Genomic DNA, 12,925 nt, shown 5'->3' on the forward strand with positions numbered 1-12,925 from the left:
ATCACTAAGCTAGAAACGACATCGAAATCTTGAAGGAGACATCGTCATGAGCACTTCTGTGGTCCTCCCCGCGCTCGGAGAGAGCGTCACCGAGGGAACGGTGACCCGCTGGCTCAAGCAGGTCGGCGACACGATCCAAGAAGACGAAGGCCTCCTCGAGATCTCGACCGACAAAGTCGACACGGAGATCCCTTCGCCCGTGAGCGGCGTGCTCGAAGAGATCCTCGTCCAGGAGGACGAGACCGTCGAGGTCGGCGCCGTCCTGGCGAAGATCGGTGACGGGTCCGAGGCCGGCAACGCCGCTCCCGCCGCCACCGAGGAAGAGGCACCCGCCGCTCCCGAGCCTGAAGCCGCTCCGGTAGAGGCCCCGGCACCGGCAGCCGCTGAGCCCGCACCCGCCTCTGCGCCGCAGGGCGAGGGAACAGATGTCGTGCTGCCCGAGCTCGGCGAGAGCGTCACGGAGGGTACGGTCACGCGCTGGCTGAAGGAGGTCGGCGACCACGTCGACGTCGACGAGCCGCTCCTCGAGATCTCCACCGACAAGGTCGACACCGAGATTCCGTCACCCGTCGCCGGCACGCTCCAGGCCATCCTCGTGAAGGAGGACGAGACCGTCGAGGTGGGCGCCGCTCTTGCACGCATCGGAGACGGCGCCGCTCCCGCGGCCGCCGCCCCCGCGCAGGAGGCACCGGCCGCGCCCGCCCCCGCGGCGCCGGCCGAAACCGCGCCCGAGGCGCCGTCGACCGAGAAGCCCGTCGAAGCCGACAAGCCGGCTCCGGCCGCACCTGCCGCGGAAGCACCCGCACCCGCACCCGCACCCGCCCCCGCGGCGCCTGCCGCAGCCGCACCGGCTCAGAAGGCCCCTGCGGAGCCTGCTCCGGCGGCATCCGTCTCCGACGACGACACCATCACGTACGTCACGCCCCTGGTTCGACGTCTCGCCCAGCAGCAGGGCATCGACCTCGCGACCGTCACCGGAACCGGCGTCGGCGGTCGTATCCGCAAGGAGGACGTGCTCAAGGCGGCTGAGGCGGCATCCGCGCCGGCTCCCGAGACCGCGGCGGCGGCGGCGCCCGCTGCGCCCGCCGCCGTCGAGGTCTCCCCGTTGCGGGGCACCACCCAGCCGATGTCTCGTCTGCGCAAGGTCCTCGCCGAGCGTGCCGTGGCCTCGATGCAGGCCACCGCCCAGCTCACGACCGTGGTCGAGGTCGACGTCACCAAGCTTGCGACGTTCCGCGACAAGGTGAAGAACGAGTTCCTGAGCAAGACCGGCGACAAGCTCTCGTTCCTGCCGTTCTTCGCCCTGGCGGCGGCCGAGTCCCTGCAGGCCTTCCCCGTCGTCAACGCGACCGTGGATGGCACGAACATCGTCTACCCGCCCACGGAGAACCTCTCGATCGCCGTGGACACAGAGCGGGGCCTCCTGACGCCCGTGCTCCGCGACGCGGCGACCAAGAACCTCGCGCAGATCGCGCACGAGATCGCCGACCTGGCGGCCCGCACGCGTGACAACAAGCTGAAGCCCGACGAGCTGGGCGGTGGCACGTTCACGCTGACGAACACCGGATCGCGCGGAGCCCTGTTCGACACGCCGGTGGTCTTCCTCCCCCAGTCCGCGATCCTCGGTACCGGCATCGTCGTCAAGCGTCCCGGTGTGGTGTCGGTGGACGGCAAGGATGCGATCTCCGTCCGCTCCTACGTCTACCTCGCGCTGTCGTACGATCACCGGATCATCGACGGATCGGACGCCGCCCGCTTCCTCGGCGCCGTCAAGACCCGGCTCGAGGCCGCACAGTTCGAGGCTCAGCTGGGCATCTGAATCACCCTTCCTGCTTCGCGACATCATGGATGTCGCGAAGCAGGAATCGGTCATCCAGGCGGACGACGATCACGAGCTGGGATTCGACCGAGCTGTCGCGGGCGTCGACTCTGAGGACGGCCGCTCCGCCGAACTCGTCGAGCAGGGTGACGACGTGTGATGCCGCGGGGAGATCGGCTGCGCCCTTCGGGTGCACCTCCCACGGGTCTTCCATGACCTCGGACAGGCAGGCGGGATCATCCCCGCAGCCCGCTCTCACCGTCAGAAGTTCACCGGCAGTGCTCACCCATTGTTCGGCGCCGACATCCGGCGGGGGTGGCGCCGAGTCCGCTGTGGTGGGTTGTTCCTCGCCGGCAGCAAGGGGTCCGGCCGTCGGGGTCGGGGTCGCCGTGGATGCGCCCTGTGATGCTGCTCCCGCGGATGCCGGCGCCGTGTCTCCCGCCGGCCACATCGCGCCGACACAGATGACGACGGCGGCGCTCACCGCGGCCATGACCCACGGCCTACGAATCGGCCCCGCACTCTTCGACCGCAGACGACGCCAGATGCGCATCGTCATCCGGGAGGCGGTGTCTGCGAGATCCGCGTCGACATGACGCGCGATCAGCGCCAGAACACCGCCCTCCTTCGCTGCGGCCATGTCGTCGTCGTCTGCCGTGGGACTCGACGGACTGGTCGGGCGCGAGAGCACCGGAGCCAGGATCGCCGTGGCGAGGGGCAACGGTGCGGCCGCAGCGAACGCCCTGGTCTCCCACTGCTCGATCGACCGCAGCAGGCGACGCGGCTCGGCGAGCAACTCGGCGGCGGCGGCGAGAACCGGCCGAAGCGAGGACGACGCTTCGTCGGTGATGAGCGTGCAGAGCCGCATCGTCGAACTGTCAGCGGACGCCCGGTCGCGATCGCCCACCGTGTCCGTGCCGGTCCGGCCCGCTCCCGCCGCGAACATCGGCCGGCCGCCGTCGATCAGCCACCATTCGCCGGCCAGGGGGTCGCGCGGCGTGCGCTCCACCCATTCCGAGGCACCGCGCATGAGGCTCACCGCCAAAGTCACGGCCTCGCCGTCGCTGAGCGGCGCGCCGATCGCCGTCCTCCGTCGCAGGAATGTCTCGACGGTCTCGGTGCAGACGGGCAGTGCGACGTCGTGACCATCTGCCCGTCGGAGCACATCGATCGGGGCCAGCAGATGCCCGTGGGCACGAGCGTCCCACCCTCGCCACAGAGGGCCGAGGACATCCGCGTCCACCAGCACGCACATCTGCCCTCCCGGCATCCGGGTCAGCATTCCCGGCCAGGGGGTGTCGGGGCGATCTACGTCCCTGATGGTCCGATAGCCGCGCAGCAAGCCGTCGGTGTCGGCGTCTGCGGTCTCGGGGAGCATGCGTCGAGTGTGGGTCGCGGCGCGCTCAGGTGGCTTGCGCCCCTCTGCTTCTGTGCATCGTCGCACTCCAGCGGCGGCTGTGGAGGAACCAACCCAGATCGCGAGACCGAAAAGGTACGCTGGACTCATGGCAGCCCGCACCACCACGCCCGAAAAGCGCCCAGGTTTCTTCTCACAGCTCCGCTCCCTGTTCACCTTCACGCGCAGCGCCTATCCGTGGCTGCCGTGGGTGCTCGTCGGCGTCCTGCTCCTCGGCATCGGCATCGGCGTGCTCGTCGGCTTCCTCCTCCCGCCGGTCGCCGTGTGGAGCATCATCCTGTGGGGTCTGACGGGCCTGATGCTGGGTCTGCTCGGCTCACTGATGACCATGACGCGACTGTCGACCACCGCGATGTACAAGAAGATCGATGGGATGCCCGGCGCTGCCGGTCACGTGCTGAGCTCGTCGCTCGGACGGAACTGGCAGGCCAGCGAGACGCCGGTGGGCATCAACCCGAAGACGCAGGAGGCCGTCTACCGCACGATCGGGCGCGGCGGCGTCGTCATCGTCGGCGAGGGTGCCCGCGGGCGGCTCACGCGACTGGTGAACGAGGAACGATCCAAGGTCCAGCGCGTCGCGAACGGCGTCCCGATCACGGTGATCTATCTCGGACACGGCGCCGATGATGTGCCCATCGGCAAGCTCGCGCCCACGATCAAGTCGCTGCCGAAGAAGGTGGATCGCGCGACGATGGCCGCGGTGATCAAGCGGATCGATTCGGTGTCGCAGTCGCTCGCGTCCCTCCCCATCCCGAAGGGCATCGACCCGACGAAGGCCCGCGCACCGCGGCCGCGCTGACTCCGTCACGCGAGCCGTCCCCGATCAAGAGCGGATGAGGACGGTACCCGCCGCCTTGTCGTGCAGCCCGCGGTGGTCGGCGTCCCAGATGGCCGCCGGGATCACGAGCACGAGCAGGATGCTGCGCACGATCGGCCGCCAGAGGCCGACCCACTGACCGCTGGTCGTGACGACGCGCATGCCGGTCACGCGGTGTCCGGGGCTGCCCCCGATCGTGGGGACGAACAGGACCTGGACGACGATGAAGACGATGATCGGGGCGAACTGGCTCAGGCCGGCCTCCGAGGGCAGCGCGAACTGGTTGTAGCCGAAGAACGCCGTAGCGATGACGAGTGCGCACACCCAGTCGATCGCCAGGGCGCCGACTCTCCGTCCGAGCTTGGCCATGCTCCGCGAGCCCTCGCGCGGCAGTCCCAGTCGCTCACCCGGGTAGCTCGAATCAGACGCAGGATCGCTCACCTCATGAGCCTAACCCCCGCCCGCGTAACACGCCGGAAACATGGGAGATACTGCGGGGCAACGCCTTCCCGGTAGGTTGCCAGAACGCCCACGTGGTGGGCGCGGCCGAATCCCGATTCCGGTGCCCTACCTCTGGAGCCTTCATGTTCAAAGATTCATCAGAGGTGCTCAAGTTCATCAAGGACGAGGACGTAAAGTTCCTCGACATCCGTTTCACGGATCTTCCTGGTGTTCAGCAGCACTTCAACATCCCCGCTTCGACTGTCGACGAAGAGTTCTTCACCGTCGGACAGCTGTTCGACGGCTCGTCGATCCGCGGCTTCGCGAACATCCACGAGTCCGACATGCAGCTCATCCCGGACGTGTCGACCGCGTACGTCGACCAGTTCCGCGAAGCGAAGACCCTCATCATGATCTTCGACATCTACAACCCGCGTAACGGCGAGATCTACCACAAGGACCCGCGCCAGGTCGCGAAGAAGGCCGAGAAGTACCTCGCGTCGACCGGAATCGCCGACACGGCGTTCTTCGCGCCGGAGGCGGAGTTCTACATCTTCGACGACGTGCGGTTCGAGGTGAAGCAGAACTCGAGCTTCTACCACGTGGACTCCGAAGAGGGCGCTTGGAACAGCGGCCGCGTCGAAGAGGGCGGGAACCTCGGCAACAAGACCCCGTACAAGGGCGGGTACTTCCCCGTCAGCCCGGTCGACAAGACGGCCGATCTGCGCGACGACATCACCCTCAAGCTCATCGAGGCGGGCTTCATCCTCGAGCGCTCGCACCACGAGGTCGGCACCGGTGGTCAGCAGGAGATCAACTACCGCTTCGACACGATGGTGCACGCGGCCGACGACATCCTCAAGTTCAAGTACATCGTCAAGAACGTGTCGGAGCAGTGGGGCAAGTCCGCGACCTTCATGCCGAAGCCGCTGTTCGGCGACAACGGCTCGGGCATGCACGTGCACCAGTCGCTCTGGTCCGACGGCAAGCCGCTCTTCTACGACGAGAAGGGCTACGGCGGCCTGTCCGACACCGCTCGTTGGTACATCGGCGGCCTGCTCGCCCATGCACCCGCCGTGCTCGCATTCACGAACCCGACGATCAACTCGTACAAGCGTCTCGTCAAGGGCTACGAGGCTCCGGTCAACCTGGTCTACTCGGCCGGAAACCGCTCGGCGGCCATCCGCATCCCGATCACGGGAACGAACCCGAAGGCCAAGCGCATCGAGTTCCGTGCACCGGATGCTTCGGGCAACCCGTATCTCGCGTTCGCCGCTCAGCTGATGGCGGGCCTCGACGGGATCAAGAACCGCATCGAGCCGCATGAGCCCGTCGACAAGGACCTGTACGAGCTTCCCCCCGAGGAGGCCAAGAACATCCCGCAGGTTCCCAACTCCCTCCTCGACTCGCTCGATGCGCTCGCGGCCGACCACGAGTTCCTTTTGGCCGGCGGCGTGTTCACGCCCGAGCTGATCGAGACGTGGATCGAGTACAAGATCGAGAACGAGATCAAGCCGATCGCGGCCCGTCCGCACCCGTTCGAGTTCGAGCTCTACTACGGCGTCTGACGCCCTCTGCGAGGAAGGCTCCGGGGTGTTCCCCGGGGCCTTCTTCGCGTCTGAGATCCATCAGCCGTAGAACAGCTTCTCGAAGATGCGGCGAGCCCGCCGTGTCGTGGCGAAGTAGCGCTCCTCAAGGGCTGTCGCCGACCCTGGCGGATAGCCGAGGATCCGGGCGATGCCGTCGAGCTGCCAGCGATCGGTCGGGAGGACGTCGCTCGTCTTGCCCGTCCAGAGGGTGTTGGCCGAGCGCAGTCTGCTCGCGAGGTGCCACGCCTCCCCCAGTCGCTGGGCTGCGAGTGATGAGATGAGCCCGTCCGCCTCAGCGGCCTCCAGAGCGCGCAGGGTCGACGTCGTGCGCAGGCCCGGCACACGTCCGGCGTGCTCGAGCTGCATCAACTGCACGAGCCACTCGACGTCGCTCAGCGTTCCCGGCCCGAGCTTCAGGTGCCGCGCTCTGTCGACGCCCTGCGGGAGTCGCTCGTTCTCGACGCGCGCCTTGATCCTCTTGATGTCGCGAAGCCCCTGGGGATCGACCGCGGTCGGGTAACGCACCGAGTTGGCCAGCGCAGTGAAGTCCCTGATCAGATTCACGCTGCCCGCGACGCCCCGGGCCCGCAGCAGAGCCTGCGCCTCCCAGGACATACTCCACCGCCGGTAGTACTCGGCGTACGCGTCGATGGACCGGGCGAGTGGTCCGCTCCGTCCCTCCGGCCGCAGATCGGCGTCCAGATCCAGCGGCAGCCGGAAATCCTCCGAGCGGCGCCGAAGCTCGGCCACGATCTCGAGCGCGAGTCTGTGGCCGCGCTCGGGTTCCATGTCCGGCGCGCGGTACACGTAAAGGATGTCGGCGTCCGAGCCGAATCCCAGCTCCGCGCCGCCGAATCGGCCCATGGCGATGACGGCGAAGTCGAAGTCGCCGGCGTCGTCGGGCACGCGCTCGCGGCGGATGGCGCGCAGCGTCGCCTGGATCGTCGTCTCCGTGATCGTGGTGAGAGATGCCGCGACGTCTTCGATGCTCTGCACGTCGAGCAGTCCGCCCATGGCCGTGCGGAGGATCTCACGCCGACGGATGGCCCGCACCGCCCGCACGGCGTCTTCCACGCTCTCGTGACGCGCCTGGATGGCGCGTGCCTCCTGCTGCAGCAGGACACCCCTGCGCGGCCGCAGCTGCTCCTCATCGTCGAGCCACGCGGATGCCTCGGGAATCCACTCCATCAACTCGCCGATGTACCGCGAACCCGAGAGGACGGTCGTGAGACTCTCGGCCGCCGCGGAAGAATCGCGCAGCATCCGCAGAAACCACGGGGTCTCGCCGAGACGCTCACTGATGCGCCGGAACGCCAGCAGCCCGTAGTCGGGGTCGGCCCCGTCCGCGAACCACTGGATCATCACGGGCATGAGGTGACGCTGAATGGTCGCTTTCCGTGACAACCCGGTGGTCAGAGCCGCCATATGACGCAGCGCGCCCACGGGATCTCGGAACCCGATCGCAGCGAGACGGTCGTGCGCCTGCGCGGTTGACAGGGACCGCTGCGCCTCCGGGAGGGCGGCGACGGCGGAGAGCAGCGGTCGGTAGAACAGGCGGACGTGGATCTCCCGTACCTCGCGCTTGATGCCTTCCCACACCTGAGTGAGCGCTGCACCGCTCGGCGCGAGTCCGGTCGCGCGAGCGAGCACCCGCAGCCCGTCCGGCGTGTTCGGCATCAGGTGGGTGCGGCGCAGTCCCCGCAGCTGCAGACGATGCTCCATCAGGCGCAGCATCCGGTAGTCACGCTCGAACTTCGCCGCTTCGGGCCGTCCGATGTACCCCTCGCTCACCAGGGCGTCGATCGCGTCGAGCGTGCTGCGCTGACGGATGCTCGCATCGCTCAGGCCGTGGACCAGCTGCAGCAGCTGCACGGTGAACTCGATGTCACGGATGCCGCCCGGACCGAGCTTGATCTGCAGGGCGATCTGGTCTCGGGGGATGTTGTCGGTGACGCGCTCGCGCATGCGCTGCACGCTCTCGACGAAGTTCTCCCTCCCCGAGCTCGTCCACACCTTCGGCTGGACCGCGTCGACGTACGCCTGCCCCAGTTCGACGTCGCCCGCGAGTGGACGCGCCTTCAGGAGAGCCTGGAACTCCCAGCTCTTGGCCCAGCGCTCGTAATAGGCGAGGTGCGAGCTCAGCGTGCGCACGAGCGCGCCCTGCTTGCCCTCGGGGCGCAGGTTCGGATCGACCTCCCACAGCGGCGGCTCGATCTCGGTACCGGATATTCCTCGCATCGTCTGCACAGCGAGGCGGGTGGCGATGTCGATGACCCGGCTCTCACCCCAGGCCCCGGTGTCGCGCTCGGACGCACCGCCCACGAAGATCACGTCCACGTCGCTGACGTAGTTCAGCTCGCGCGCGCCCGCTTTGCCCATGCCGATGATCGCGAGCTGCGTGCCCGCCACCTGCTCGCGTGGGAAGAGCCCCAGGCCCGCGCCGCCACCCGACACGCGTGTGCGAGCAACCGCGAGAGACGCCTCCAGGGCCGCGCCCGCGGCATCCGCCAGTTTCTCCGCCACGTCCTTGACGGCCTGCACCGGGTCGTCGGAGAGAAGGTCGTACACCGCGATCGCGGCGATCAGGCGCCGGTAGCGGACCCTCAGAGCGACCCACTCGGCATCGGTACCGGCCGACGCGAACCCGTCGACGACGTCCACCGCGGCGAGCATTTCGCTGAGGAGTTCCCCTTGAGAGGGAAGTCGCGAGCCCGCGTCCACGAGGTGGACGATCTCGTCGGGATGCCGCAGGTAGAAGTCGCTGAAGCCGTCGGAGGCGCCCAGCAGTGCCCACACGGCGTCACGGCCGCGTTCGTGCACCAGCACGTCCCGCACCGGTCCCGCTGCCCGCCGGGCGACGCGGACGATGCCCCCCAGCGCGGCATCGGCGTCCGCCGCACGAGCGGACCCGCGGGTCAGCTCGACGAGCGGCAGGCCCACGAGTTCTTCCAGCTCGTGGAAGAGTGCATCGGCCGCCGCGAGATCGCTGAACCCCCGACGTGCGAGGTCGGTGAGGATCGTGGACCGCTCGCTGGACGAAGTCATCGCGCAGCCTCGGGCTAGAGCATCTCCAGGTTGCTCTTGAGCTCGAAGGGCGTCACCTGCGAACGGTACTCCTGCCACTCCCGACGCTTGTTGAGCAGGACGTAGTTGAACACCTGCTCGCCGAGGGTCTCCGCGACCAGCTCGGACTCCTCCATGGATTCGAGAGCGTGATCAAGGCTGGCCGGAAGCGGCGCATAGCCGAGGGCGCGGCGTTCGGAGTCGGTCAATGACCAGACATTGTCCTCGGCCTCGGGAGGCAGTTCGTAGCCCTCTTCGATGCCCTTGAGCCCTGCGGCCAGCATCAGCGCGTACGAGAGGTACGGGTTGGCGGCGGAATCCAGACCACGGTACTCGACGCGGGAGGACTGCCCCTTGTTCGGCTTGTACATCGGCACGCGCACGAGCGCCGAGCGGTTGTTGTGCCCCCAGCAGATGAAGCTCGGAGCCTCATCCCCGCCCCACAGGCGCTTGTAGGAGTTCACGAACTGATTGGTCACCGCGGCGATCTCGCTCGCGTGACGCAGCAGCCCCGCGATGAACTGCCGACCCACCCGAGAGAGCTGGTACTGACCGCCCTCTTCGTAGAACGCATTGACGTCGCCCTCGAACAGCGACATGTGGGTGTGCATCCCGCTGCCGGGCTTGCCGCTGAGCGGCTTGGGCATGAATGTCGCGTACACGCCCTGCTCGATCGCCACCTCTTTGATCACGGTGCGGAAGGTCATGATGTTGTCGGCGGTCGCGAGAGCGTCCGCGTACCGGAGGTCGATCTCGTTCTGGCCGGGCCCGCCCTCGTGGTGGCTGAATTCGACCGAGATGCCGAGGTCTTCCAGCATCCGCACGGAGCGACGACGGAAGTCGTGCGCAGTCCCCCCCGGCACGTTGTCGAAGTAGCCGGCCGAATCCACGGGCTCCGGGCCCTCAGCACCGTAGGTGGAGGACTTCAGCAGGTAGAACTCGATCTCCGGGTGCGTGTAGAAGGTGAACCCGGCGTCAGCGGCCTTCGCGAGCGTGCGCTTGAGGACGTGACGGGGATCGGCGACCGCGGGCTGCCCGTCGGGCGTCGTGATGTCGCAGAACATGCGGGCGGTCGGGTCGATCTCACCGCGCCACGGCAGGATCTGGAACGTCGTCGGATCGGGATGGGCCAGCAGATCCGACTCGTACGACCGCGTCAGCCCCTCGATCGCGGAGCCGTCGAAACCCAGACCCTCGGCGAAGGCGCCCTCCACCTCGGCCGGTGCGATCGCCACCGACTTGAGCGTGCCGATCACATCGGTGAACCACAGCCGGACGAACTTGACGCCGCGCTCCTCGATCGTGCGCAGAACGAAATCCCGCTGCTTGTCCATCGAATCCCCTTCGGTACTGCCTGAAGCCGGAGGCCAGACTACTTGTCGTCGGTGTCGCTTTCGGTGGGAGAAGCGGATGCCCCGCCCCACCCTTCCTCCCGAGCCTCTTCATCGGCCCACGCACGCGAGCGCGCGCGCAGCAGCTCCGGCGCGTTGGCCGCTTCTTCCGCGGTATCGAAAGGACCGGCGCGGTCGACCGCGGGCGACTCGAAACCGCGCTCCACGGCGCCGGTGTCGAGGTTGTACCAGAACTTCTCGCTGTCGTTCGTCATAGCCCTCACCTTGCTTGCGGCCGGCGTCTCGGCCCCTCTCGCTCGATCCTACTGATCGGGGGCCCGACGCTGGCTAGGCTGAGCGCATGGCAACGAAGACAGCAGTGGGAATCGACATCGGCGGCACCGGCATCAAGGGAGCGCTGGTCGATCTGGAAGCGGGAACCCTGCTGAGCGACCGGGTGAAGGTCGCGACGCCGTCCGGAGCGGAGCCGCCGGACGTCCTGAAGGCCGTCGAGCAGGTGCTGTCCACCCTCGCCGTGACCGACGCAGACGTCCCCCTGGGCGTGGCCTTCCCCGCCATCGTGAAGGGCGGCCGAACCCTGTCGGCCGCGAACGTCTCCAAGAAGTGGATCGACTTCGAGGCGGAGAAGTTCTTCGAGAAGGGACTCGGTCGCGAGATCCATTTCGCGAACGACGCCGATGTCGCCGGCGTCGCCGAGCTGCGCTACGGCGCGGCGAAGGGCGTCCCGGGCCTGACCATCCTCACCACGCTGGGAACGGGGATCGGGTCGGCGTTGCTCTACAACGGCGTCCTCATCCCGAACTCCGAGCTCGGCCACGTGCAGCGCGCGAAGCACGGCAAGGACGCCGAGGCGTTCGCCGCGTATTCGGCGATGGAGCGCGAAGAGCTGTCGTGGACGGACTGGGCCGAACGGCTGCAGTGGTACTACAGCTACATCGAGTTCCTGTTCAGCCCCGACCTCCTCATCGTCGGCGGAGGTGTGTCCAAGCACGCGGATGAGTTCCTGCCGCTGCTGAAGCTGAGGACGCCCATCGTCCCCGCCGTCCACCGCAACAACGCGGGGATCATCGGTGCCGCGGCCCTCGCGCTGGCGTCGGACGCACCGGAGGAGGCCAAGGCCTCGACTCCCCTCGAAGCCGAGCCCGGACACCTTCCGGGCTGAGAGGGCGAATGGGCCGGCCTGTACGCCGGGTTCTGTCCGGGGGCGTGAGCCCCGTGGACGGTCATCTCTCTCGGCGACGTGTTGCCACGCCGCTCTAGCGGCCTACCCGAGGACTCGGCGAGCCGCGTCAACATCCTCTGTCTGGCCTTGCTCCGGGCGAGGTTTGCCGTGCGGGCCGCGTCACCGCGACCCCGGTGGTCTCTTACACCACCCTTTCACCCTTACCGCGGCCGAAACCGCGGCGGTCTGCTCTCTGTGGCACTGTCTCGCGGATCACTCCGGGTGGGTGTTATCCACCGCCCTGCCCTGCGGAGCCCGGACGTTCCTCGGTGCGCTTGCGCGCCACGCGACCGTCCAGCCGACCCATTCGCACTCTGATTCTACGCGGAGCCGCCCTGCGCCCACCTCTCCCGCCCGGGCTCGGCGACACGCTCGCAGAATTACTCCAGCGACATCGACGATGGTGGGCTATGCTTTGAAGACTGATGCCTGACTGGGGATGGCACAGCAACTGCCTCTGGGGGGCAATTATCATGCGCAAAATTACTGTCGCGCTCGGCATCGCCGCGCTCATCGCATTCGCAGCACCGACCGCTGCGTTCGCCGACGACTCCGCCTATCCGCCGGACGCTCCGACGACACCGAGCCTCACGGGCTCGGGAGCCGTCTCCGAGTGCCGCAACGACGTTCCGTGGATCAACTATTCCGTCGTCCTGACCGATCCGGCCGGCGTCTCCACGAGCCGCAGCGCCACACTGACGCTGAGCAACGGCTCGCAGACGACCGGACCCATCGCGCTCGGCGAGCTGGTCGACAACAAGCTGACGGGTTCGGTGCTGTGGCCCGGTGCCACCGTCGACGCTGCGGGCAACCCGACCGATTGGCCTGGCTGGTCGCTCGTCAACGGATCGTGGGTACAGGACCAGGACGAATTCGCGTGGACGCGGGGAGAGATCACCGCCACCATCAACGTGAACCCGTCGGCAGGCGTGGCGCTCTCGTATCCGCTCGCGACTCCTGACTGCGTCGCCGGGCCGACGGCGGCGACCGCCGCTGCGGCAGGCGGCACGGGCACGTTGCCCGCCACGGGTATGAGCGACTCGGTCCTGCCGATCGGCATCGCCGGCGGCGTCATCGCGCTGCTGGGCGGTGGCCTGCTGGTCACGCGCCGCCTCGTCCGCCGCTGACGGCCGGGTGACGGGTCTCGCGGCCCGTCTCCGCGCTCTTCTTCGCGACGACAGAACCCCGTCCTCTCCGGAGGTCGG

The 12,925-nt window shown here is 68.0% G+C and carries 10 protein-coding genes and 1 other RNA gene; 5 read left to right on the plus strand and 6 right to left on the minus strand.

All coding sequences use genetic code 11. The features are described from left to right. Positions 1-46 precede the first annotated feature (46 nt). The gene (gene sucB, locus ACFM35_RS06030; protein WP_378839664.1) at positions 47-1,819 is read left to right on the plus strand and encodes a 2-oxoglutarate dehydrogenase, E2 component, dihydrolipoamide succinyltransferase; all 1,773 of its coding nucleotides are present in this window, start codon (positions 47-49) and stop codon (positions 1,817-1,819) included. A gap of 1 nt (position 1,820) precedes the next feature. Here sucB and ACFM35_RS06035 read toward each other — a convergent pair whose 3' ends face one another. Continuing rightward, positions 1,821-3,197: a hypothetical protein gene (locus tag ACFM35_RS06035; protein WP_378839667.1), complete on the minus strand. Its 1,377-nt coding sequence runs from the start codon at positions 3,195-3,197 to the stop codon at positions 1,821-1,823. A gap of 127 nt (positions 3,198-3,324) precedes the next feature. Between ACFM35_RS06035 and ACFM35_RS06040 the strand changes: the two genes are divergently transcribed. Next, complete coding sequence (locus ACFM35_RS06040) at positions 3,325-4,035, plus strand: DUF4191 family protein (protein ID WP_378839670.1); 711 nt, start codon at positions 3,325-3,327, stop codon at positions 4,033-4,035. A gap of 24 nt (positions 4,036-4,059) precedes the next feature. Here ACFM35_RS06040 and ACFM35_RS06045 read toward each other — a convergent pair whose 3' ends face one another. After that, on the minus strand, positions 4,060-4,422 hold the full coding sequence (locus tag ACFM35_RS06045; RefSeq protein ID WP_378839857.1) for an RDD family protein: 363 nt from the start codon (positions 4,420-4,422) through the stop codon (positions 4,060-4,062). A gap of 215 nt (positions 4,423-4,637) precedes the next feature. Between ACFM35_RS06045 and glnA the strand changes: the two genes are divergently transcribed. Continuing rightward, positions 4,638-6,062, plus strand: coding sequence for a type I glutamate--ammonia ligase (gene glnA / locus ACFM35_RS06050; RefSeq protein ID WP_378839672.1), 1,425 nt, complete (start codon positions 4,638-4,640; stop codon positions 6,060-6,062). A gap of 60 nt (positions 6,063-6,122) precedes the next feature. Here glnA and ACFM35_RS06055 read toward each other — a convergent pair whose 3' ends face one another. From ACFM35_RS06055 to ACFM35_RS06065, 3 genes are read right to left on the minus strand one after another with little or no spacing between them, the layout of a single operon-like run. Further along, positions 6,123-9,128, minus strand: coding sequence for a bifunctional [glutamine synthetase] adenylyltransferase/[glutamine synthetase]-adenylyl-L-tyrosine phosphorylase (locus ACFM35_RS06055; RefSeq protein ID WP_378839675.1), 3,006 nt, complete (start codon positions 9,126-9,128; stop codon positions 6,123-6,125). Positions 9,129-9,142: 14 nt separating this feature from the next. Beyond that, positions 9,143-10,480, minus strand: coding sequence for a glutamine synthetase family protein (locus ACFM35_RS06060; RefSeq protein WP_378839677.1), 1,338 nt, complete (start codon positions 10,478-10,480; stop codon positions 9,143-9,145). A gap of 38 nt (positions 10,481-10,518) precedes the next feature. Further along, positions 10,519-10,752, minus strand: a complete 234-nt coding sequence (locus ACFM35_RS06065; protein ID WP_378839680.1) for an SPOR domain-containing protein — start codon at positions 10,750-10,752, stop codon at positions 10,519-10,521. 86 nt (positions 10,753-10,838) lie between these two features. Here ACFM35_RS06065 and ppgK point away from each other — a divergent pair, with 86 nt between their 5' ends. Further along, positions 10,839-11,660 (plus strand): polyphosphate--glucose phosphotransferase, encoded by an 822-nt coding sequence (gene ppgK, locus ACFM35_RS06070; RefSeq protein WP_378839682.1) that lies wholly within the window; start codon positions 10,839-10,841, stop codon positions 11,658-11,660. Between the two features lie 5 nt (positions 11,661-11,665). Here ppgK and rnpB read toward each other — a convergent pair. Then, an RNA gene (gene rnpB, locus ACFM35_RS06075) (RNase P RNA component class A) lies at positions 11,666-12,026 on the minus strand. A gap of 167 nt (positions 12,027-12,193) precedes the next feature. On the opposite strand from rnpB, the gene ACFM35_RS06080 reads away from it, so the two are divergent. After that, positions 12,194-12,847, plus strand: a complete 654-nt coding sequence (locus tag ACFM35_RS06080; protein WP_378839686.1) for an LPXTG cell wall anchor domain-containing protein — start codon at positions 12,194-12,196, stop codon at positions 12,845-12,847. The last annotated feature ends 78 nt before the right edge of the window (positions 12,848-12,925 follow it).

Source organism: Microbacterium songi, from assembly GCF_042747925.1.
Taxonomy (GTDB): Bacteria; Actinomycetota; Actinomycetes; order Actinomycetales; family Microbacteriaceae; genus Microbacterium.

Coding starts and splice junctions, on each gene's coding strand:
- sucB (WP_378839664.1), top strand. CDS start 47: ATGAGCACTTCTGTGGTCCTCCCCGCGCTCGGAGAGAGCGTCACCGAG.
- ACFM35_RS06035 (WP_378839667.1), bottom strand. CDS start 3,197: ATGCTCCCCGAGACCGCAGACGCCGACACCGACGGCTTGCTGCGCGGC.
- ACFM35_RS06040 (WP_378839670.1), top strand. CDS start 3,325: ATGGCAGCCCGCACCACCACGCCCGAAAAGCGCCCAGGTTTCTTCTCA.
- ACFM35_RS06045 (WP_378839857.1), bottom strand. CDS start 4,422: ATGGCCAAGCTCGGACGGAGAGTCGGCGCCCTGGCGATCGACTGGGTG.
- glnA (WP_378839672.1), top strand. CDS start 4,638: ATGTTCAAAGATTCATCAGAGGTGCTCAAGTTCATCAAGGACGAGGAC.
- ACFM35_RS06055 (WP_378839675.1), bottom strand. CDS start 9,128: ATGACTTCGTCCAGCGAGCGGTCCACGATCCTCACCGACCTCGCACGT.
- ACFM35_RS06060 (WP_378839677.1), bottom strand. CDS start 10,480: ATGGACAAGCAGCGGGATTTCGTTCTGCGCACGATCGAGGAGCGCGGC.
- ACFM35_RS06065 (WP_378839680.1), bottom strand. CDS start 10,752: ATGACGAACGACAGCGAGAAGTTCTGGTACAACCTCGACACCGGCGCC.
- ppgK (WP_378839682.1), top strand. CDS start 10,839: ATGGCAACGAAGACAGCAGTGGGAATCGACATCGGCGGCACCGGCATC.
- ACFM35_RS06080 (WP_378839686.1), top strand. CDS start 12,194: ATGCGCAAAATTACTGTCGCGCTCGGCATCGCCGCGCTCATCGCATTC.